We start from the raw sequence: 21169 nt of genomic DNA on the forward strand, positions 1-21169 counted from the left end.
CGCCAGCATCAGGATTTTTCATGTCTGAATTTGCCGGCGACTATGTCGCGCCCTCCAACCTACTGAAAGATAAAATCATACTCGTTACCGGCGCCGGGGACGGCATTGGAAAAACAGCCGCGAAAACTTTCGCTGCTCACGGGGCCACCGTGATACTACTGGGCCGCACCACCCCCAAACTCGAAATGGTCTACGACGAGATTGAAGCCGCCGGAGGGGCGCAGCCGGCTATTTTCCCCATGGACCTCAGTGAAGCCCGCATAGAAAATTTTGAAAATCTCGCCGAGGCGATCGATCAGGAGTTTGGCCGCCTCGATGGCCTGCTACACAATGCAGGCCTGCTCGGACAGCGCACCCCCTTGACTAGTTACAATTTTTCCACATGGCAACAGGTGATGCAGGTTAACGTGAACGCAGCATTTGGACTCACCAAGTCGCTGTTACCACTGCTGGAAAAATCTGAAGCTGGATCGGTGATATTCACCAGTTCCAGTGTTGGCGTGAAAGGAAGGGCCTACTGGGGCGCCTACTCTGTGTCAAAGTTCGCCACGGAAGGACTGATGCAGGTGCTCGCCGATGAACTGGAAGGGGTCTCGAATATTCGGGTAAACAGCCTCAACCCAGGCGCCACACGCACTGCCCTGCGCGCAACGGCCTATCCCGCAGAAAACCCCAAATCCGTAGCCACCCCGGAAGAAATTATGCCCACATACTTATATTTGATGGGCGATGACAGCCGGAACCAAAGCGGCAAACATTTCAGCGCCCAAAAGCGCTAAATAATACCAATAATAAAAAACCGGGTGGCACCCGGTTTTTTATTGTGATCAATAGCGGTAAATATTAACCCTGGCGCTTACCTGGGGAATCTTCTCCCGACTGGCTCCCCTGCCCCTGCCCTGCTCTATCGCCTATTTCAGTCTGCTCAGGAACATCGGCAAAAATATCCCCATCAAACTCCATCATCTCACTGCCGCCGAGTATCTCGCCCTTCTTGCCGCCGCTGCCGGAAAATTCCCGCTCCACACCCTGCCCCTGTTGAGTTTGGGACGCCGTGACCACTCCCGCCGAGGCAAAAGCCTCGCCTGAAAATGAGAGGCGCAACCCCTCCATACCGAGGTAACCTGCAGTAGCCAATAACACTGCGGGAGTGATAAGACTTTTCATTTTTCCGCCCCTGGATAGTTTTTGTCTATAGTTTAAACCCAACCAATAGCCAGATACTTGCGAAACCCTCAAGGCAAGTACCGCTATGGCAGCTGAGCCGAATTGAAGCCTTTACGCGGCTAATCGGCACAACGCTATTGAAGCTATTTTTCCATGCGGGTTCCGTTAAAAGCGTGCTGAGGCGCACAAATCCAATTGTCCATCACGGGCGGCTCCGGCAAAATAAAGGCCACACTTGGCAAATAATGCGATAAATAGTCATGAAACGAATTTTTATAGCCTCCCTGCTGACCCTACTCGCCCCCACCATTTACGCCAATTCCCTTGGCAAGCAACTCAAAGAGTGCTCTGAAATAACAACCAATACGGACCGATTGTCCTGCTATGACAAGTTGAGCCTCTCCCTGGAGAAACTCGCCGAACAAGATTTTGGTCAGGAATTGAAGCAAATTGCCGAAGCTCCAGAGTCGATCGAAGCAAAAATCGCAGATATCCAGGACGGCGCCCACGATAAAAAGATCGTCACCCTGGAGAACGGCCAAATCTGGAAGCAGAATGATACTGGCCGCATATTCTGGCAAGCCGGCGATCTCGTTATAGTGGAGCGCGCCATGTTCGGCTCCTTCTTTATGAAGCCTACCCAAGGCGGGAAGAAAATGCGGGTCAGGCGCCTGAAATAGGCCCTCTTCCCCACACCAAGGTGCTGACGCTTCAGGGCAGCACCCGCGCCACCCAGCGATACTCCACCTTAACCAAAAAACCCGCGAGTCAGCCTTATTCAGGCGTCATATTCAACCTTCAACTATTGTTAAGGTGAAATGAACGCCAAAGCGCCTGGAGAGACCAAACGAGACATATCGTTCACGCAGTCAACAGAAGGTTAAAGCACTTGTCCCGAGAAAATTTCTACTCAAGGGATGAAGACTGGCTGAAGGATACAGACAACGCCCTCTCCGATTCCTGCTCCAATGCGGAAAGTCGTGGCCCGGCAGAAGATTCCGGACCCGATGTCGAAGAGATTCATTCAACTGGGGAACCACTGAGCGAAAGCGGCAGTACCCCAATGCAGAGCTACCTCAAGCACCTCTACCGGCTTGAATTACTCACCCCCGAGGAGGAACACAGCACCACCTGCCTGCTGCGTGATCTTGAGGATACTCTCATCGAGAGATTGCAACAGAGTGGTACCGAGCTTGTGCAGTTGCGCAGCGAGGGAGTGGAGCAACGCGGTAGCACTGGCGCCTATGATCACGGTTTGATCATAGCCCATACGGAGAAGGTACTGACTCTCGACGAGCTCACACGGCGGGAAAGAAGCAGACTTGGCGGGCTACTCAGGCGTTTTCAGGCGCAACGCAAAAAACTCATCCAGTGCAATTTGCGTCTGGTTATCGCCATAGCCAAACGCTTCCGCAATCCCTCCGTGCCTTTTATTGATTTAATTCAGGAAGGCAATGTCGGCTTGATGAAAGCGATTGAGCGTTTCAAACCGCAAATGGGATACCGCTTCTCAACTTATGCATACTGGTGGATTCAGCAAGAAATACAGCTGGCTATGCGCCGCAATGAGGACCTGGTTCGCCAGCCAGCCAATGTCCAGGATGACCTGCGGGCGATTTACCGGGCAATCGGTGAGGTCCGCGCTCTGGGACAACCCGCCTCGGATGAAAACCTAGCCAGACACACAGGTCTGGATCTCGAACGTATCCAGAGCTTACTCAAGCTGCCTGGTCCCACAGGCTCCCTGGACGACCCTGTCGCAGACGACCAGAGCAGCACCCGCCTGGATTACGCCCCCGCCGATGAACTCTACAACACCGATGAGCTGGTAACCAATCAAGAACTGGCTGAGCGTCTACGCGAAGCGGTCGACCGACTACCCGCTCGCCAGAGGACGGTTCTAAATCTGCGCTATGGACTGATCTCAGACAGGGATTGCTCTTTCCGTGTCATCGGTGAGCAGCTGGGTCTTAGCCAGGAGCGCGCGCGTCAATTACACTCCGATGCTATCCGTCAACTAAAGCGACAGTGGCGCTAGCAGCTCGAGAAGCCTCTGAATAATTTAGGAATAGGAAAGGGTAGCCCTGCAGGCTGCGAAGAAATTAAGGACTTGTTCAGAGGCTCCCCAAGCCATAAAAAATGAGGGCGGATTTCAAGCCTAATCAAACAAGAGGAAGCCGATGGCGAACGGCACCCAGTGCGCTTGCCATCAATCACTTTCCCACTAGTCTTAGAGAAGCTCTAAATTATTCCGTAATACTTTTTTGGCTTTCAGCGCTGCTCACAATCGGGACGTGGCTTCGCAGGAATACCCAGACCTTTCATGAAGCCGTAATATTGGGCGTGATTCCCCCTGAAAGCTCAACCGGGTGTGGCTTGGCAGCTAAAGACGTGAGACGCGGTATTAAAGTTCCGCAGAAATACTTCGGAATTTTGCAGAGTCACCTTAGGTACGTTTTTGTGTAATTATCACCCCACAATCCATGAACAAATATTTTTTAAAGCGCGTAAGTGACAATACAGTAGTTGGCTGTATTTTTCTCTTCACCTGCACCCTCTCCTGCTCACCAATTGCTTTTGCGGGGCAGGAAATAATCATCAGCGCCGGGAAGGGGTTGGGAAGTGTGCTGATGCAACGGGATGCCAACTCTACGGCGAAAGCGGCTGGTGTGAACTACTCCTACCTGTTCAGCTCTTCCAACAGCGCAAATAATTCTTGGCAGTGGTGGGGCCAAGGCAGTTATTCATATCTGCGCCTGGAACACCTCGGTGAAACTCAACAGCAAAACATCATCGAAATCAAACCAGTGCTGCGCTGGTATCCGCAAAACGAACCCCTGGGCAGTTTTGCTGAAGCCGGTGTCGGGGCCTCCTATTTAAGTCAGCGCGAGTTTGGCGATATTCAACTCAGCACCAAAGTAAATTTTGCCCTGCACTTTGCTCTCGGCTACCGATTTACCAGTGGTCATACGTTGTCCCTGCGCTACAGCCACTTTTCCAATGGCTATACCAATGTCCCCAACCCTGGTTTTGATTTCGCCTCAATCAATGGTCATTTTAGTTTCTAGAGAGCAAAGGTTAGGCCTCACTCATCAATGAAAAATCACGCAGTGATCGGTAAAAGCTCACCGTCTGCTTCACGGCATCCTCATAGAAAAAACCATACAGCTCCGCCTTAGCGCCCCGCGCCATCAGAGCCAGGCCCACTTCGGATAAAGTCGAAGGGCTCTCTCGCTCAACCATCCCTTCAGGGAAACAGCGCGCAAGTATCTCTCCCGCACAGCTATCCCTATAGGCAAGTACCGGGCAGCCCATTGCCAAAGCCTGTATAGCGCTCTTGCCACTTGGTTCCTTTGCACCGTCCAGGCAAAAGGTCAGTTGTGAGGAAGCATAGAGCTCCCGCAAATCTTTCCTATCCCCCAGAAATAACACCCGCCCCTCCAGTCCCAGTTCACGGGCCTGCTGTTCGAGTTTACGCACATAGCGCAAATCGTCTTCTCGCAGCGCGCCCACTACCAGACCGAACAAATTTTCACTGCGATTGACAGCGTGTGCCAGAGCCTGCAAAAACACATCCAGCTCCCCCTCTTCCGATAGAGAGCCCGAGTAAAGCCACCAGTTTTTACCTTCCAGTTGCGGGTAGCTATTAAGAAGTCGCAAATGCCACTGGCTCGGAATAGGCTTGCTGCGATCGAACTCCCGGGAGCTGATTCCCTGGTGCACCACCGCTACCGGCTCTGCCAACTTCTCTCCGTAGTGCTCCCGCAAATGATCGGCAATTCCCTGAGAGGATACGATTACGGAGTGACCACCAGTCAGCCCCGCATCCCTGCGATTGGGCAAATAATATTGGTCAACATGGGTAACAAGACTGGGACGCGCACTTTCCTCCATGCCGCGCCAAGCACGCCAAACCAGTTGGGCCGCCAAGCGGCCATGCACATGGATAACATCGGCATTTAAACCCTGCAGAGCATTACGTAAGCGACGCACCATGGCTATAGCTAAAATGGGCCTCTTGTTCAAAGGCAGTTGAATATGCTGAATTCCATGTAACTCGAGACGCGCTACCAACGCCCCACCAGCCGAGATGACAACAGGCTTGACGCCCTGCCGGGTCAACTCCTGTATAAATTCCAGTGCGGCCTTTCCTGTATCCCCAGGCTCTAATTCAGGCCAGACTTGTACAATTCTCAAAATACATACCGCAAAAGTGGAACAAAGGATGCATTTTGACCCTCACAAGAATAATTTCCCAGTAAATTCCACACAGACTTGCAACAAAATCGTCTTTTACGGCCAATTTGCCTTCTTCCATCGCCAGGTGTGAGGCGGGCTTAACCAGTGCTAATATCTTTTGCTTCAATATATTCAGGGAAAAGCAATGTTTCATCGCTATCTAAAGCTGTCGATCACTCTTGCTCTTATTGTGTTTGTTGGTTTTGCCTCTGCCGCCGAGACTGACCAAGGTATTTTATGGAAAGCCACCAAAAAGGAAAAAACTGTCTACCTGCTCGGATCCATCCACTTGGCAACAGAGGATTTTTATCCGATGCGCTCCCGAATTGAACGCGCCTATGCCAACAGCGATGCCATTGCCGTTGAAGCCGATGTCCTCGCGGTTGAAACTGACGTGATAACGCAACAAAAAATCAGGATGGAATCGGTTTACCATGGAGAGCGCAGTCTGCGCGACGATCTACCCCCAGATTTATACAAGAAACTGCAGGCGTGGATGCACAAACGCAATATACCCGAAGCTATATTTATTCGGCAGCGTCCCGCTATCGCCATGATTACCATGAGCATGATTGAAATGCAGGCTTACGGCCTCAACCCGGAACTGGGTATCGACCGACACTTTTTGAGTAAAGCCAAAAAAGATGGCAAACCAGTTTTGGAGCTGGAAGGCGTATTGCAGCAATTCCAGCTTTTAAACGGCCTGGATAATCCCGCCCTCTTGCTACAGCAAACCCTTGAGCAACTGGAAGACATCTCTACCTTCTTGCCACAGGTCACCAATGCCTGGAAAGCGGGGGATCAGGACACCCTCAACCGCCTGATCATTCTCGATGGACTCACAGAAAACCCCGAATACAAACCACTTTACGACAAACTGTTTTTCCAACGTAATGAAAAGATGGCCGAGCGAATTATGTCCAAGGCACCGAACTACTCCTCTTTCTTTGTAATTGTCGGTGCCGGTCACCTAGTTGGGCAAGGCAGCATCGTGGAACGGATGAAAAAAGAGGGTTATAAACTGGAACGCATCTGAGTTATCCGCTAATCAACCAGAGTAATTCAGCATAAGAGCTTACCGCGCCGGCCACTGGCCGGCGCGGGGCAATGAATACCCTTTGAGGCGCACACCTAAACCTAGGTTGCGCTGGCAACAATGAATGAGATGAAAGCTTATCTAGTTTAATGACCAGGCTGCAGCCAAATCGACTCACCCCTGGAACCAAGGTCGCGGATCAACGCCAGTCACACACCACCACTGCCTACTTTGGTGCGCCACCCGCGCAAAGCCAATAGCTGATCATACGGGCTTGCTAAACTGCAACAACACGCCGCTGTAGATAGAACAGTTTTCAGAGAGCACCCAATGAAATACTACGGCCTATATTGCGCCCTAGCCTGTGTATTTTTCCCCTTACCCAGTATTGCCGATAAGGCTAAAACCGAGGGCGGGCTCAAGATCACCTCCGAAGACGATAATTTTTCCGCTGAGCTCGGCGGACGTATCCATTTTGATACGTACTTTTTTGACAAGGACGATGGCCAACTACAAAGGCTCTTAATTATCGACAACTTTGAAGAACCGGTAAACACCACAGATTTTCGCCGTGTGCGACTAACAATGAGGGGGAAATTATGGGAATGGAAATACAAATTGGAGAGAGACTTCGCCTCTTCTGGAACAGGGGGACTTCGCGATGTGTTTCTGGGCACGGAAATTTTTGACGGCGATCTTCGTATAGGAAATTTTAAGCCAAGTCGCTCTATGAGCCAGCTGACCTCCTCCAATCAAACCACCATGATGGAGCGATCCTTTGGCTCCTCAGCCGGTATTTTCGACAATCGCGGCAGGCAACAGGGAATTGGCTGGAACACCCACTGGTGCTGCCATACTTTTGGGATCACTCTATTCAACCTGCGCAACCCCGGCGATCCCCGCAATGAAGGCGTAGGGGCCGCTTCCCGCTTTACCTGGGCACCAATCAACGATTTCGACAGCACAGTACACCTGGGGGCATCTTTTAGCTATGAGGATGCCAATGAAGATACTCTCCCACGAGAGGCTTTGATTGAGTATGCCGGGCGTCGCGGCCCCGAGCAGCTGGTAGCCCTGAGCCCCGGCGGGGTAGAATTTTTCTTCGGCGAATTCGGTGACGATGAGTTTTATCAGGGCAAACCTGGCGGAGAAGTATGGATTCTAGGACTGGAATTAGCCGGTACTTACGGACCTTTTTACGCTCAATCAGAGTACGCTTTTGGTAATTTTTCCGGCGATATTTACCTCTCAGAAATCACCTTCGGGGATTTCTTTGGCGGCCCACCCAGTTTTCTTTGCGACCCCATCACTGGCTGCTTTATTGGCGACCAGAGCGTACACACCTGGTACATCACTGGCAGCTGGGCCATCACCGGTCAGCACAAACCCTACGATGAGAAAAGTGGAGTTTTCAGATCTATCAAACCTAGACCGCCCGAGGGGGCTTTCGAGGTTACCGCACGCTACGACATCATCGAAAATAAAGATATTCCCAACATGAAAGTCAGCAACTTCGTTTTTGGGTTTAATTATTATTTCAATCCCAAGGTGCGTCTGATGGTGAATGTGACACTGGGAAATGACCGTTTTATCCGCGATCAAACCAAACAGTTTGCCGTGCGTATGCAAGGGTTCTGGTAGGCAGTATTAACTTCCTGTTTCCGGCAAGCCATCCTCGGTGAAAATCACCAAGAACGGCTACCGGAAAACGATTTAGCCTACTTGCTGGGCTTTGGCTGGATCGAAAATTTCAACGTTTCGAGCTCGCTCGGTGTTATGCGCGGGGTTTTCAAAACGGCTAAGCGCTTGCTCCCTCTGCTGCTTGGCCTCCAGCACATTGGCCTCCTTGATATGTCCGTAGCCTTTAATCGTCTCCGGGTAGCTGAGCAATTCAATAGCCGCCTGGTGATTTTGCTCGTTCAACCCACTCACTACCTTGTTAACCAGCTGTTCATACTCTGTAATCAAGGCCCGCTCCATTCGACGCTCGGCAGTATAGCCAAAAATATCCAGGGCTGTTCCGCGCAGGAACTTCAGCTTGGCCAGCAAGCTAAATGCTTTAAACATCCAGCCACCAAATTTCATTTTGCGGGGGCGCCCAAGTACCTTATCGAAACGCGCCAGCAGCGGCGGAGCCAGATTAAATTCGAGCTCAAAGTCCCCACTAAAGTTTTCCTTTAGCGACCGGGTAAAACGACCATCCGTATAGAGGCGCGCCACTTCATACTCATCTTTGTAGGCGAGCAACTTGGCATAATTTCGCGCGACGACCTCAGCAAGCGCCTGGCCTCCTGGTACCCTGAGAGTCTCGGCGGTTTTAACCTTATCCACCAGCCCCTGATAATGCCTAGCCAACTGCTCATTTTGGTAGCCAGCCAGGTGTTCAATCCGGTGGGCCATCACTTCTTCGAGCCCCTGCGGTAAGGCCGCTGGCTTTCGGTCATGGGCAAGAAGACGATTCAAGACCTTGCGATCCGCAGCGGCTAGTCGCCCCGCGGCAAACCCTTGCTGGTTGGCCTCCACCGCTACGCCATTGAGCTCAATCGCCTGCAGCAGCGATTCCTCTGAGAGTGGCAGTAGGCCTTTTTGCCAGGCAAAGCCCAGCATGAATATATTGGCCGCAAGAGTATCACCCAACGCAGATTTGGTTAGACGATGGGCCTCGATGGAATCCAGTTCGCGAACTGCGTCGCTCAGTGTGTCGAGAACCGCCTGGGGGGAGTGGGCATCTTCACGCCCCAAAACAGTAGCGGCGGTTGGGCTCAGGTGAGTATTCACTACCGCGCGGCTATGGGTTTCATCCAGCTTGGCCAGACAGGCGGCAAGGTTACCGGCAGCAATCAGATCACAAGCCATCAGCGCATCGGCGCGGCCGTCGGAAATCCGAACCGCCTGCAACGCATCGGGCTGGGCGGCAAAACGGATATGGGAATACACCGCGCCCCCTTTTTGCGCAAGGCCGGTCTGGTCGAGGGTACTGCAGGCTTTGCCTTCTATATGTGCAGCCATTGCCAATAGCGCACCAATCGTCACAACACCCGTACCACCAACTCCTGTTACCAGGAAGTTATAGGGTTCGCCAAGACCGGGAAGCTGCGGCGCCGGCAATTTATCCGCCTCTGTACGCAGCACATCGCCAACGCGTGCCCCCTTAGCCAGGCGGCCGCCTTTTACCGTCACAAACGAGGGACAGAAGCCATTGATACAGGACAGATCTTGGTTACAGCCGGTCTGGTTAACGCGGCGCTTGTCACCCAGGGTGGTAGAAACCTTTTCCACAGCGATACAGCTCGACTGCTGCACACAATCGCCACACCCCTCACAGACCAGTTCGTTGATATAGGGGCGCCCCTCCGCCTGCGGCAACAGCCCCCGTTTGCGCTTGCGGCGCAGCTCAGTGGCGCAGGTCTGGTCGTAAATAATGACTGTACAGCCTTCCACTTCACGCAGCTCTTCCATCACCGCCGGCATGTAATCCCTGTGGCGGATCTCCACTTCCGAGGGGAAGCTCAGAGCACCCTGATACTTATCCGGGTTATCCATTACCAGAACGACTTTTTCTACGCCCTCCGCCAGCACCTGACGGCAAATCATATCCGGTGCCAACTCTCCGTCGTGGGGCTGACCGCCCGTCATAGCCACGGCGTCGTTAAAGAGAATCTTGTAGGTGATATTCACCTTGGCGGCGACAGAAGCGCGAATCGCCAGGATACCCGAATGGAAATAGGTGCCATCCCCCAGGTTCACAAACACGTGTTTCTCATCAGTGAACGGTGCCTGGCCCACCCAATTGACGCCCTCGGCGCCCATTTGGGTAAAGGTGAAGGTCTCGCGATCCAGCCACTGGGCCATATAGTGGCAGCCGATACCGGCGAGGGCGCGACTGCCCTCTGGGACCTTGGTAGAGCGATTATGGGGACAGCCAGCACAAAACATAGGCAGGCGCGACACACTGGAACCTGCTTGCTGAGCAATACGCCGAGCCAGGGCATCGAGACGCATCAAGCGGTGTTGTCCGCGCTCGCCCAGCTTGTCCTGATCCAGGATCAGGCCCAATACCTGGGCAATAATAGCCGGGGACAGCTCTCCATAAGCCGGCATCAGAGGTTGGTCGTGCTCGTCCACTTTGCCGAGAATACGCGGGAAGTTAGGATCTTTAAGGTGTACGTTGTATAGCTCCTCTTTGAGCTGTACCTCCATCAGGCTGCGCTTTTCCTCCAGCACCAGCAGGGTATCCAGGCCGCGGGCAAACTCCTGGATGCCGGGTACGTCGAGGGGATAGGTCATCCCAACTTTGAGGATGCGGATACCCAGCTGCCTGGCCTGCCCCTCATCAATACCCATATCCTCGAAAGCCTGCAACAGGTCCAAGTGAGCCTTGCCGGCAGTGACGATACCGAGGCTGGCCTGGGGGTTTTCCAGCACCACTTTATTCAACTTGTTAGCCCGGGCAAACGCCAGTGCCGCCGGACGCTTGTGGCGCCAAAGGCGCTCTTCCTGCTCAAGGGGATTATCTTGTTTGCGAATATTGAGGCCGCCCGTGGGGCGCTCGATCTCCGGGTAGTGAAACTGCACCCGCTGTGGATCCACTTCCACGGTGGCGGAGCTGTCCATATTTTCCGCCAAGGTAATCATTGCTACCCAACATCCACTAAAGCGGGAAAGCTCTAAGCCATAGTGGCCATAATCCAAAACCTCTTGCACTGTCGCGGGGTTCAACACCGGAATATGCATATCCACGAAAGCAAATTCTGACTGGCCCGGATAGGAAGAGGATTTACAGCCATGATCATCGCCGGCGACAATCAATGCGCCACCTTTTGGAGAGGAACCCGCAGCATTAGCGTGGCGGAAAGCGTCACAGGAGCGGTCTACACCGGGTGTCTTGCCGTACCAAATACCACAGACCCCATCCACCCGGGCCCCGTCGAACAAGCCAACTTGCTGGGAGCCCCACACAGCTGTGGCGGCCAGCTCCTCATTCACCCCAGGCTGGAAACGAATATTGTGTTGGTCCAGCAACTTCTTGGCCCGGGAGAGCTGTAAATCGTAACCACCTAAGGGGGAGCCGCGATAACCGGAAATAAAAGTCGCGGTATTCAGACCGCGGGATTGGTCCATGCGCATCTGGTCAATAGGCAGGCGCACCAGGGCCTGTATTCCCGAGAGGAGTACACGGCCTTTGAGAGTGGTATAGCGATCATCCAGTGATATTTGTTTCTTTACCTGGGGGTCCACCACGCGCTGGGGACTGGCTACTTTATCAGTCATACACCTAATTTCCGGTCATTTATTCTTCTCGAAACCCGGTTCGAGTTATGAGTCATTATTCTTCCGAATCACTTCACCGCATCAGCCAAGCGCACATTTTTTCACCACCCTGAAAAGTCTTTTGGCGGGGAATCACAAAAAGCTTTCAGCCTGAAACGGATTAGTCAGGTCATACTAGTTCGTTAAGCGCAACAGAGCATTGCTTTATTTACGTAAATGTGCGTAAATTTGTGATGAAAATCTCGATCGAGCTAATTTTTATAGGATAGGAGTCTTTATGAAGCGTTCGACAGACCTGGATGATTTTGACCGCAAGATTCTACGAGCGCTGCAGGAGAACGCCGATTATTCCATGGCGGAACTCGGAGACAAAGTTGGTCTCTCCCACACGCCCTGCTGGCGACGCATCAAGAGACTGGAGGCAGATGGCATTATTCGCGGCCGCGTCACTTTGCTGGACCCGCGAAAATTGGACCTAGGTGTCACCGTATACTGTTATGTGACCATCCACAACCACGATGAAGAATCCCTGAACAATTTTGAAACCGCAGTGCAGGATGTACAGGAGGTCGTTGAGTGCTATTCAACCAGTGGCGACAAAGACTACGTACTGCGTGTAGTAGTAGACAGCGTTGAGCACTATGAGCAACTGCTGAAGCGCTCACTGGTGCATTTGCCCAATGTCGCTTCAGTAAACTCCACTTTTGCCCTTAAGCAAGTAAAATATACTACCCAGTTACCGCTGTAGAATAACGCAAATTCGAGCCCCCTATCTAAGGGGCTCAAAACCCTTAAAGACTATCCCTGCAACCTCTGCAGCAACTCATCCAGTGCCTGCTGTAAATCCAGTCCATCGCAGCTCAACGTAATATCTGCATATTTGCGGTACAGGGCCTGACGCTCGGCAAATAAATCCTCAAAACTCTGCTCCGGTGCCTTGGCTATCCCACGGCTTTCATAGTTGTGGATTCGCCGACGCAGCTCATCTGCGGAGCACTGCAAAAAAACAACCGTTCCCTGCTCGCGCAAATTGGCCATCCCCTCCGCGCTATACACCGCACTGCCCCCGGTGGAAACCACGTGCCTGGGCAACTGAGCAGTAGCGATGACTTCGCCCTCAATAGCTCGCAGATTGAGATAGTCACTATCCGCTATTATTTCCTGCAAAGTTTTACCCTCGCGGGCCTGGATCAACACATCGGTATCAATAAAATCCAGGGCCAATTCCTTTGCCAGTAGAACGCCCAGAGTGCTCTTCCCGGCACCGGGCATACCGATCAGAATAATACTTTTTATTTTTTTCATCAGCTCACCTGTCCGCAGGGAAAACGGGCCGGCCTTTAATCGCCGCGCCGGGGAAACAATAACGCGCGCAGCCAGCCGAGCAAACTATTGTCTTTCAACATTAATTTATCCAGTTCATCCATATTGTGCGCCTGGCGAAAAGCATCGGCAAAGAGCGCCTCGCGGGTAATCATTCTCCGCTTGGGGTTAAGTGTTTTTACCGGCTTAGCCGGATTTCCGGCCACTACCGTATTTGCCGGCACGTCTTTGGTGACAACACTGCCCGCGCCGACAACGGAATTGTCCCCGATGCTTACCCCCTTACAAATCGTCGCGCTATCACCAATCCAGACATTGTTGCCGAGGCACACGGGTGCAGTACAACGAAAAGGTCTGGTGCGATTGTAGAGGCCGTGCCAATCGGAGTCGGAAATATAGACATTGGCCGCAATCATACAGGCATCACCAATTTCAATAGACTGCGCCGCTGAAATACGCACCCCAGGAGAAATCAATACATAGTCCCCAACGGTAATAAAAGCCTCGCCGCCCTTGTGCCCGAAAGTTGTAAAACGGATACATTTTTCCGCATTGGAAATCAGGTGGGGATAATTACCCAGGCGAACATTACTCCCAAATACGTGTACCGAAGTGGGGTCCATAACCTCTGGTTCGACACCAATGGCATCAAACTGTGGAATCAGAAAATAGTTTGTCCGCCAGTTGCGCCAACGTAACTGCAGGCGCTTTAGCCAGTAAGGCCTATGATCCTTGCGCATAGTTAACTTCTATTTGTTTAGGCACGCTGCCCCTATAAAATCGCAATTGCTTTTGTGCAAGCCCCGGTTTAGTGTTTCGGTCAAGTAAAAAAGCAAGCAGTAAACTATGTCCATTCATTTGCCCATCGATATCCGAGCCATCAAGGGATTCCTCGCCGCCCACGAGGGGGAGGCCCTCTACCATCTCGCCGCAGAGGCCAGCAGTCTTGGCCCCTGCCTCGAAGTAGGTAGCTACTGCGGCAAATCCACCATTTACCTGGCCTCAGCCTGCAAACTGACCGACAGCGTTGTGTTTGCCGTAGATCACCATCGCGGTTCTGAGGAACACCAGCCGGGCGAGGAGTATCACGATCCAGCCCTGTTTGACCAACAGGTGAAACTCATGGACAGCTTCCGGACTTTTCGCACTAATATGCGTGCGGCAGAACTGGAAGATTGGGTTGTGCCGGTGGTTGCCTCTTCAGCAGTGGCCGCACGCCACTGGAATACTCCTCTGGGGCTGGTATTTATTGACGGTGGTCACTCACTGGAGGCCGCAATGACTGATTACCGCAGCTGGTCTCGACACATAGTCCCAGGTGGCTACCTGGCCATTCACGATATTTTCCCCGACCCGGCCGATGGCGGCCAGGCCCCCTACGATATTTACAAACTAGCCTTGGCTTCCGCTCAGTTCGAGCTGGTCGAAACAGTCGACACGCTGGGCATCCTGCGCCGTATCTGACAACAGGCGCACCGAGGTAAACAGTCCGCTCGCCGGTGTCAGGTCGGCGAGCGCATCTGCCGCAAGCAGCATCGCTCCCACCGTCCAGGTGGTTTTTTCTTCCGGCCAAACCGCTTCATCCCGGTAGACATACCCGGTCCAGTAACCTCCGTCGCTGTCCTGCCAGCGATGTAGACCTCGATAAATAATCTCGGCTCGCGTCCGCTGTCCGGAAGCGAGTAATGCCATGGTCAACTCGCAAGACTCCGCCACAGTCACCCAGGGTTCATCGTTGACACAGCGACACCCCAAGCCGGTCACTACAAATTCGTCCCAACGCTGCTGTATACGCGCACGAGCCGCTTCACCGGAAATTGCACCCGTCAGAACCGGATAAAACCAGTCCATGGAAAAACGCGCTTTACTCTCCCAGGTGCGATCAAATCGCTCAGGCTTGTGCTGTAGGGCCTCACCGAGAGCTGAGCGCCCCCGCTGCCACTCCGGTCGTGCACAATCCAGCTCGCAGGCAATATTGATTGCACACTCAAGGCTTTTGTAAACCGAGGCGCACCCGGTAATAAGAGCATCTTCTCTAGGCTTTCCATCGGCATCCACGGCCCAGTGGATTTCCCCATGTTCTGTCTGCAGCCCCAGCACAAAATCGATAGCGCGCTCCACCATTTGCCAGTATCGCTGCAGAAACTTCTTGTCCCCGCTGATCAAGTAGTAGTGCCAGATACCGGTGGCCACATAGGCGACAAAATTGGTTTCCCGACGCTCGCCGTTATCGACCGCTCCATTTTTATAAGCCGCCCACCAGCTGCCATCGGCCAATTGGATATCTGCCAACCAGCGATAGGCTCTTTCCGCGGCCGCAAACTCACCGGCAATGGCCAGCCCCATAGCGGCTTCGACATGATCCCAAGGATCGGCAAAGTGCCCCTCAAACCAGGGAATAGAACCATCGGGCAATTGCTGGGAGAGGATATAGGCGGCACTATCGCGCACAAAACCAGAGGGAAACAGGCTGGTACTCTTTACCTGCGGTATCGCCAAATCACTCACGAACTCACCTCCCCTACCAGGCGCAGCGATTCCGGCGCTTTCTGCTCCGCCTTAACAAAATAAAGGGCAATACTCTTACCCAACAGCGGATTTAATAGTTTTTCCACCACGCGAGTGAGCGCAGGTCGCTTCATCAAATCCCATACCAGCAGACGGTGATAGGCCGCCACAAGACGGGAGTTGGGCTTGTTCCAGAACAGACACTTCAACCACCAGTAGGGTGCGTGCAGAGCATGGGCCTTATGGCGGGCAAAATGATGATGCCCCAAAGCTTCAATGCTCTGGCGCAATTCACGCTCGCGAAAAATACGGATATGCCCACCCTCCACCTGATGGTATTCGTCACTGAGCTTCCAGCATATCCACTCGGGGAAGTACGCAGGCACCGTGGCGGCAAATACGCCCGCAGGCTTCAGCACCCGGTCAATTTCCGCTAGGACAGCCTTGAATTCAGGGATATGTTCCAGCACCTCGGAGCAGATCACCACATCGAAGGTGGCATCGACAAATGGCAACTGCAAACCATTGGCAACCCCGAGTAGTAGGCGCCCTTTGGCGTGCTCTGGATTATTAAACGGTTCTGCGCGTTCACTGGCAGTACGCACATCATCGAGACACAGATCGATACCGTAGACATCGACGTCATCAGTGATCATTAAATGGATAGAGTGGCGCCCTTCGCCACACCCCAAATCGAGCACCTTTTGCCCAGAACAAAGGTTTAAATGTCGTGGATTAACAGTAATCATCTCAAGCCGCCTCCGCGCCGCTAACCCCGGCATCACCCAGATCCTGCCGGGTGCTAGTCGGCGCGGTGGACTCCCCAAGTATGGCGCGGTAGTAAGCCACCAGGCTCGCCGCGGCCAAACTCCAGGAGAACTTATTCTCGATACGTGCCCTGCCCCGAGCGCTCAGCTCTGCCTGCAGCGCTTTATCCGCAAGCACGCGGCCGAGAGCCTCACCCAATGCCTCACTGTCACCGGCTGCCACAACGATACCGGCATCACCGACAACCTCCGGCAGCGCACCGCCATCGCTGGAGATCACCGGAGCCCCACAGGCCATAGCTTCACCCGCCGGGAGGCCAAACCCCTCGTACAGTGACGGACAGGCAACTACGGTGGCGCTGCGGTAATAATTCACCAGTGCTTCGTTGGAAATACCAGAGACAAACCGCACCGCATCCTGCAGATTCAGTTTTTGCAGTAGCTTTTCCGTAGCACCACCCTCGCGCAAACGCCCGACTACCAGCAATTCCAGGCCGGGGAACTTCCCGCGCAAACTGGCCAGAGCCTGCAGCAGTATTCCCAGTCCCTTGAGAGGCTGATCCGCAGACGAGGTTGTCATTATGCGCAATGGTTTACGGCTTACCGTATCGCTTGGACTAAATATTTCCGTATCGATACCGTTGTAAATCAGGTGCACCTGTTCTGGCGCCACTCCAAACTGCTCGATGATATCCCGCTCTGACTGGCGCGAAACCGTCACAATGTGACGCAACTTTCTCGAGACTTTAATCTGCATATTCAGAAAGTAATGCCAACGGCGCACTAATAGACGAAGGCGCCAGTCTGGGGCCGCATCTAGGGCCAGCTGGCGATCGCGAGTAATAGGATGGTGAATGGTGGCGACAACCGGTAAACCACTGCGCTCGATATCTAGCAAGCCATAACAAAGGGACTGATTATCATGAACGATATCGTAATGGTGGCCGTGTTGACGCAGGTATTTATGCGCCCGACGACCAAACGTGTAGGGCTCGGCAAAACCGCCTGTCAGCTTACTCCACCACTCGAAAAAATCCGCCCAGGAAAATAGGTGCTTAACCTTGAGCGCCCGAGTCGGCTTTTCTACTTCATAAAGGTTGAGTCCGGGCATCTTGATGAGCTTGACTCGTTCATCAAGCTCAGGATAGGGCTGGCCGGATATGACATCCACGGAATGACCAGCATCAACCAGTGCCTTACTCAAATAGCGGAGGTAAATTCCCTGGCCACCACTGTGCGGGTGGCTGCGATAACCGAGTAGACATATTTTTAGTGGCCGTGCCTCGCCAGCCATTGGACCGTCTGCACAATTTCCCAAGGCGGTCATAGATTCCCCATCTGCTTGTTCTGAGACCCACATACATTAATCAAAAAGGCAGCGCCGAGCTGTAAAGCCAGGCTGTGGCAGTCGACCAATCCGGGGCCCTACGCTGGTAAAGCGGAAGAATACACTGGCGGGGAAATGACTGCTAGGCAGAAGCAATCCACACTATTGGCCAGTGTGACCTCCTTGTGGCTTCACAGGCCAAATAAAAATGCGGCCCCTGCAGGCTTGATTGAGCCTTCAATGAAAACTGGCGCAAATCGACGAAGTGGCTGTTGTTTCTCCGCCCCGCATCCGACTAGCCCAACAGCTGGCAGCCGATGATACCGGAAGAGAAAAGTAACAACTGGTTTTTACGCTGGGAGCGATAGGAATTCTGCCAAAAATGGCAGTAGTGTTTTTTGCTTACCGGAACAAAAAAATGCCCGCCAGATGGCGGGCCAGGTTTCTCGAACACACTTTCAGGAGGAGAGTTTCAAGCACTTTACGCACTTAAATTTAGGTATAGCAGAGTATTGCCACTCTCCAGCGCCCCTGTCGTAAAAGCCTTTCAATATTTAGAACGCCCTCGCCACAGAGAACCATCTCAGACCCGGTGTAAATAACTCTGATACTCCACATCGGTCACCCGCGCACCAATTTCCGCCTGCTCCTGACGTTTCAACAAAAGGAATAACTCGATAAAACGCGGATCGAGGTATTCGCGCCACAAGGTGCTCTTTTCAAAGCATTCAAGGGCACCGCTCCAGGTGTTAGTCAACTGTGCACTTTGCGCCTGATAGGCATCACCTTCCACCGGAGCGGGAGCTTGTAACTGATTTTCAAGACCGTGACAAACCCCGGCAAGAATACCCGCTAACACCAGATAAGGATTTACATCGGCACCGGCAATACGGTGCTCGATGCGACGCGCCTCGGGGTTACTGGCGGGAACCCGCAATGTGGTGGTCCGATTATCGTAACCCCAGCAAAGATTCAATGGCGCGTGGGAGCCCTCCTGGAAACGGCGATAGGAATTGCTGTGCGGCGCGAAAAATGCCATTGCATCATTGGCAGTTGCCAACATGCCCGCGGCCGCCTGACGCAACAAATCTGAGCCCTCCGCACTGCCGTCGTCAAAAACATTTTTGCCTGCGCCATCAATCAGGCTCATATGCACATGCATACCGTTGCCAGCCTGATCACCGAAGGGCTTGGCCATGGTACTCACACGGAAACCATGGCTGCGTGCCACCCCTTTCAGTAGGCGCTTGAACAACAGAGTTTGGTCTGCAACCTTGACGGGATCGGGGCTATGCAACAGGTTAATTTCAAATTGACCGGGCGCACACTCGGACAGCACCGAATCCGCAGGGATACCCTGCTCCTCACAGGCAGCCCGTACATCGGCAAAAAAGTGGCGCTGTGCATTCAGCTCTGACAGGTCGTATACATCGGTAGAGGGCACCAGTTCCGTGTCGTTGTCACTCACTGGACGTGGACGCGCCAAATGGTCCACTTCATCACGCAACAAGTAGAATTCCAGCTCAGTGGCACAAACTGCGGTGTAACCAAGTTTCTGCAATCTACTCACCACACGCTGTAGCTGCGCGCGCGGGTCGGCATAAAGAAGAGAGCCGTCGGCCTCGTGCAACTGCATATGCAGCTGTGCCGTCTCCTCACGATGCCAGGGCGCGAGGCTGACCGGTGAAACCGGCAGGCAAACCCCGTCGCTATCACCACTGGCAAACACCAGGGGGCTATCTTCAATATCCCGCCCCCAGATATCCAGGCTAACCGCACTGCGCGGCATTTGCAGACTGCCCTTGAGCAGTTTCTCTGCCGCCTCTGCTGGCAACCACTTGCCCCGAGGCACGCCATTGATATCGAATATAAAGCCTTCGATCCACTTTAGGTCTGGGTGCTCTGAGAGAAATTTGCGCGACTGCTCCAGCAGCTCCGGCTGAGCGGAAAATTCTTTTTCTTGTGACATATATAGCCTGAGGTAGTCCAGTCAAATCGCAGAAGCGGCCCCGATCCACCGACCGCATCCGCCGAGGGCAGATAGTGGTTGGCCGCTTAGAGCCGCTTCCAACAAGGGGGTAAGACCCGAGTTTACGCCAGAGCTTTGGCCGTGTCGTCCAGCGCGCGATGCGCTTTTTCAACCAGCTCATCCACCTGCTCGGTCGTAATAATCAGTGGCGGTGCAATCACCATTGCATCACCGACGGCACGCATGACCAATCCGTGCTTGATGCTCAGGTCGCGGCACACGCTACCGGCGGTGCAGTCGTCATCAAAGCGGGCGCGGCTGCCCTTGTCTTTCACCAATTCCAGGGCACCAACCATGCCCAGGCTGCGCGCTTCACCGACAATTGGATGCTCCGCCAGCTCAGCCCAGCGCTTGGCCAGGTAGGGGCCGGTCACATCGCGCACATTCTCGATGATTTTCTCATTGCGCAGGATATTGATAGTCGCCAGACCCGCCATACAGGCCGCCGGGTGGGCGGAGTAGGTATAGCCGTGGGTGAACTCACCGCCTTTGCTCTTGATCACCTCAGCGACACGGTCACTCACCATAGTGCCGCCCAGGGGGAAGTACCCATTAGTGACCGCTTTGGCGAAAGTCATCAGATCGGGCTTGATACCGTAGTAATCAGCGCCGAACCACTCCCCGGTGCGGCCAAAGCCGAAGATGACTTCGTCCATCACCAGCAGGATATCGTATTGCTCCAAGACCTTCTTCACTTCCGGCCAATAGGTTTCCGGTGGAATCACCACACCTCCGGCACCCTGAATCGGCTCGGCGATAAAGGCGGCGACTTTTTCCGGGCCCAGTTCCTGGATTTTTTCATCGAGGCTGCGCGCCGCCTGGATACCAAACTCTTCCGGGGACATATCACCGCCCTCGGCAAACCAGTAAGGCTGCTGCACGTGCTCAATATAATCCAGCGGCTGGAATTGCTTGTGCATACCGCTCATACCACCCAGGCTGGCTCCGGCAATCGTGGAGCCGTGGTAACCGTTCTTGCGGGAGATCACAATGCGCTTTTCGGGTTTATCTTGCAGGTCCCAGAAACGACGGATCAAACGTAAATTTGTGTCGTTCGCCTCGGAACCTGAACCGGTGAAGAACACATTGTTCATGTGCGCCGGAGTTACCTCTGCCAGGGCATCAGCCAGCTCGATAGATGGCACCGTGGTGCACTGGAAGAAGCTGTTGTAAAACGGCAGTGTATTTAACTGCTGGTAGATGGCGTCACTAATCTCTTTGCGACTGTAACCCAGGTTACAGCACCACAAGCCGGACATACCGTCGAGCAAACGGGTGCCATCAATGTCGGTGATATAAGCGCCTTCGGCACGAGTGATCACGCGGGTGCCCTGTTGCCCCAAATCATTGAAGTCAGTAAAGGGGTGCAGCAGGTGCTCGCGATCGTGTTGTTGCAGCTCACTTTTGTTCATATTTCGCTCCTGGCTTTGCTCTGGGGCTCTCCATAGCTGCGGACAAGGAATCCGCATGCATCGAATGAATAGTCCCGCAATTTGTCTTCC

18 protein-coding genes are annotated in these 21169 nt (G+C 53.4%); 8 read left to right on the forward strand and 10 right to left on the reverse strand.

From position 1 onward, the window contains the following. The first annotated feature begins 20 nt into the window (after positions 1–20). A complete protein-coding gene (locus tag Q1A69_RS10620) occupies positions 21–779 on the forward strand; it encodes a YciK family oxidoreductase (protein ID WP_299584999.1) in 759 nt (252 codons plus the stop codon). A gap of 64 nt (positions 780–843) precedes the next feature. Here Q1A69_RS10620 and Q1A69_RS10625 read toward each other — a convergent pair whose 3' ends face one another. After that, on the reverse strand, positions 844–1167 hold the full coding sequence (locus Q1A69_RS10625) for a hypothetical protein (protein ID WP_299585001.1): 324 nt from the start codon (positions 1165–1167) through the stop codon (positions 844–846). A gap of 260 nt (positions 1168–1427) precedes the next feature. Here Q1A69_RS10625 and Q1A69_RS10630 point away from each other — a divergent pair, with 260 nt between their 5' ends. From Q1A69_RS10630 to Q1A69_RS10640, 3 genes are all read left to right on the forward strand, one after another. Then, positions 1428–1847 carry a hypothetical protein gene (locus Q1A69_RS10630; RefSeq protein WP_299585003.1) on the forward strand — a complete coding sequence of 140 codons (420 nt, stop codon included), beginning with the start codon at positions 1428–1430 and terminating at the stop codon, positions 1845–1847. Between the two features lie 209 nt (positions 1848–2056). After that, positions 2057–3205, forward strand: coding sequence for a sigma-70 family RNA polymerase sigma factor (locus Q1A69_RS10635; RefSeq protein WP_299585004.1), 1149 nt, complete (start codon positions 2057–2059; stop codon positions 3203–3205). Positions 3206–3797: 592 nt separating this feature from the next. Beyond that, entirely contained in the window at positions 3798–4235 is a 438-nt protein-coding gene (locus Q1A69_RS10640) for an acyloxyacyl hydrolase (protein ID WP_299585116.1), read from the forward strand. A 10-nt stretch (positions 4236–4245) separates the two neighbouring features. Here Q1A69_RS10640 and Q1A69_RS10645 read toward each other — a convergent pair whose 3' ends face one another. Further along, entirely contained in the window at positions 4246–5364 is a 1119-nt protein-coding gene (locus Q1A69_RS10645) for a glycosyltransferase family 4 protein (RefSeq protein WP_299585007.1), read from the reverse strand. 187 nt (positions 5365–5551) lie between these two features. Between Q1A69_RS10645 and Q1A69_RS10650 the strand changes: the two genes are divergently transcribed. Beyond that, positions 5552–6442, forward strand: coding sequence for a TraB/GumN family protein (locus Q1A69_RS10650; protein ID WP_299585009.1), 891 nt, complete (start codon positions 5552–5554; stop codon positions 6440–6442). Positions 6443–6772: 330 nt separating this feature from the next. Continuing rightward, entirely contained in the window at positions 6773–8083 is a 1311-nt protein-coding gene (locus tag Q1A69_RS10655; protein WP_299585011.1) for a porin, read from the forward strand. Between the two features lie 72 nt (positions 8084–8155). Here Q1A69_RS10655 and Q1A69_RS10660 read toward each other — a convergent pair whose 3' ends face one another. Continuing rightward, entirely contained in the window at positions 8156–11713 is a 3558-nt protein-coding gene (locus Q1A69_RS10660) for an indolepyruvate ferredoxin oxidoreductase family protein (RefSeq protein WP_299585013.1), read from the reverse strand. A gap of 277 nt (positions 11714–11990) precedes the next feature. On the opposite strand from Q1A69_RS10660, the gene Q1A69_RS10665 reads away from it, so the two are divergent. Then, complete coding sequence (locus Q1A69_RS10665; RefSeq protein WP_299585015.1) at positions 11991–12461, forward strand: Lrp/AsnC family transcriptional regulator; 471 nt, start codon at positions 11991–11993, stop codon at positions 12459–12461. A gap of 50 nt (positions 12462–12511) precedes the next feature. On the opposite strand, the gene Q1A69_RS10670 is transcribed toward Q1A69_RS10665, so the two are convergent. Both Q1A69_RS10670 and Q1A69_RS10675 read right to left on the reverse strand, forming a co-directional pair. Next, entirely contained in the window at positions 12512–13018 is a 507-nt protein-coding gene (locus tag Q1A69_RS10670; protein WP_299585017.1) for a shikimate kinase, read from the reverse strand. A 35-nt stretch (positions 13019–13053) separates the two neighbouring features. Continuing rightward, complete coding sequence (locus tag Q1A69_RS10675; RefSeq protein WP_299585019.1) at positions 13054–13776, reverse strand: acyltransferase; 723 nt, start codon at positions 13774–13776, stop codon at positions 13054–13056. Positions 13777–13882: 106 nt separating this feature from the next. Here Q1A69_RS10675 and Q1A69_RS10680 point away from each other — a divergent pair, with 106 nt between their 5' ends. Beyond that, positions 13883–14500, forward strand: a complete 618-nt coding sequence (locus Q1A69_RS10680; RefSeq protein ID WP_299585021.1) for a class I SAM-dependent methyltransferase — start codon at positions 13883–13885, stop codon at positions 14498–14500. On the opposite strand, the gene Q1A69_RS10685 is transcribed toward Q1A69_RS10680, so the two are convergent. The 5 genes from Q1A69_RS10685 to Q1A69_RS10705 form a co-directional block, all read right to left on the reverse strand. Then, positions 14429–15544 carry a prenyltransferase/squalene oxidase repeat-containing protein gene (locus Q1A69_RS10685; RefSeq protein ID WP_299585023.1) on the reverse strand — a complete coding sequence of 372 codons (1116 nt, stop codon included), beginning with the start codon at positions 15542–15544 and terminating at the stop codon, positions 14429–14431. The genes Q1A69_RS10680 and Q1A69_RS10685 overlap by 72 nt on opposite strands. Further along, on the reverse strand, positions 15541–16293 hold the full coding sequence (locus Q1A69_RS10690) for a class I SAM-dependent methyltransferase (protein WP_299585025.1): 753 nt from the start codon (positions 16291–16293) through the stop codon (positions 15541–15543). Before Q1A69_RS10690 ends, Q1A69_RS10685 begins: the two co-directional genes overlap by 4 nt. A 1-nt stretch (position 16294) precedes the next feature. Continuing rightward, on the reverse strand, positions 16295–17638 hold the full coding sequence (locus Q1A69_RS10695; protein WP_299585027.1) for a glycosyltransferase family 4 protein: 1344 nt from the start codon (positions 17636–17638) through the stop codon (positions 16295–16297). Positions 17639–18221: 583 nt separating this feature from the next. Next, on the reverse strand, positions 18222–19607 hold the full coding sequence (locus Q1A69_RS10700) for a glutamine synthetase family protein (protein WP_299585029.1): 1386 nt from the start codon (positions 19605–19607) through the stop codon (positions 18222–18224). A gap of 122 nt (positions 19608–19729) precedes the next feature. Next, a complete protein-coding gene (locus Q1A69_RS10705) occupies positions 19730–21136 on the reverse strand; it encodes an aspartate aminotransferase family protein (protein WP_299585031.1) in 1407 nt (468 codons plus the stop codon). Positions 21137–21169: the final 33 nt, after the last annotated feature.

The sequence above is a fragment of the uncultured Microbulbifer sp. genome, assembly GCF_947498635.1.
GTDB lineage: Bacteria > Pseudomonadota > Gammaproteobacteria > Pseudomonadales > Cellvibrionaceae > Microbulbifer > Microbulbifer echini.

Bases quoted from the DNA above. Each gene is read 5' to 3' on its own strand.
- Q1A69_RS10620 (WP_299584999.1), top strand. From the start codon at position 21: ATGTCTGAATTTGCCGGCGACTATGTCGCGCCCTCCAACCTACTGAAA.
- Q1A69_RS10625 (WP_299585001.1), bottom strand. From the start codon at position 1,167: ATGAAAAGTCTTATCACTCCCGCAGTGTTATTGGCTACTGCAGGTTAC.
- Q1A69_RS10630 (WP_299585003.1), top strand. From the start codon at position 1,428: ATGAAACGAATTTTTATAGCCTCCCTGCTGACCCTACTCGCCCCCACC.
- Q1A69_RS10640 (WP_299585116.1), top strand. From the start codon at position 3,798: ATGCAACGGGATGCCAACTCTACGGCGAAAGCGGCTGGTGTGAACTAC.
- Q1A69_RS10650 (WP_299585009.1), top strand. From the start codon at position 5,552: ATGTTTCATCGCTATCTAAAGCTGTCGATCACTCTTGCTCTTATTGTG.
- Q1A69_RS10655 (WP_299585011.1), top strand. From the start codon at position 6,773: ATGAAATACTACGGCCTATATTGCGCCCTAGCCTGTGTATTTTTCCCC.
- Q1A69_RS10660 (WP_299585013.1), bottom strand. From the start codon at position 11,713: ATGACTGATAAAGTAGCCAGTCCCCAGCGCGTGGTGGACCCCCAGGTA.
- Q1A69_RS10665 (WP_299585015.1), top strand. From the start codon at position 11,991: ATGAAGCGTTCGACAGACCTGGATGATTTTGACCGCAAGATTCTACGA.
- Q1A69_RS10670 (WP_299585017.1), bottom strand. From the start codon at position 13,018: ATGAAAAAAATAAAAAGTATTATTCTGATCGGTATGCCCGGTGCCGGG.
- Q1A69_RS10675 (WP_299585019.1), bottom strand. From the start codon at position 13,776: ATGCGCAAGGATCATAGGCCTTACTGGCTAAAGCGCCTGCAGTTACGT.
- Q1A69_RS10680 (WP_299585021.1), top strand. From the start codon at position 13,883: ATGTCCATTCATTTGCCCATCGATATCCGAGCCATCAAGGGATTCCTC.
- Q1A69_RS10690 (WP_299585025.1), bottom strand. From the start codon at position 16,293: ATGATTACTGTTAATCCACGACATTTAAACCTTTGTTCTGGGCAAAAG.
- Q1A69_RS10695 (WP_299585027.1), bottom strand. From the start codon at position 17,638: ATGACCGCCTTGGGAAATTGTGCAGACGGTCCAATGGCTGGCGAGGCA.
- Q1A69_RS10700 (WP_299585029.1), bottom strand. From the start codon at position 19,607: ATGTCACAAGAAAAAGAATTTTCCGCTCAGCCGGAGCTGCTGGAGCAG.
- Q1A69_RS10705 (WP_299585031.1), bottom strand. From the start codon at position 21,136: ATGCGGATTCCTTGTCCGCAGCTATGGAGAGCCCCAGAGCAAAGCCAG.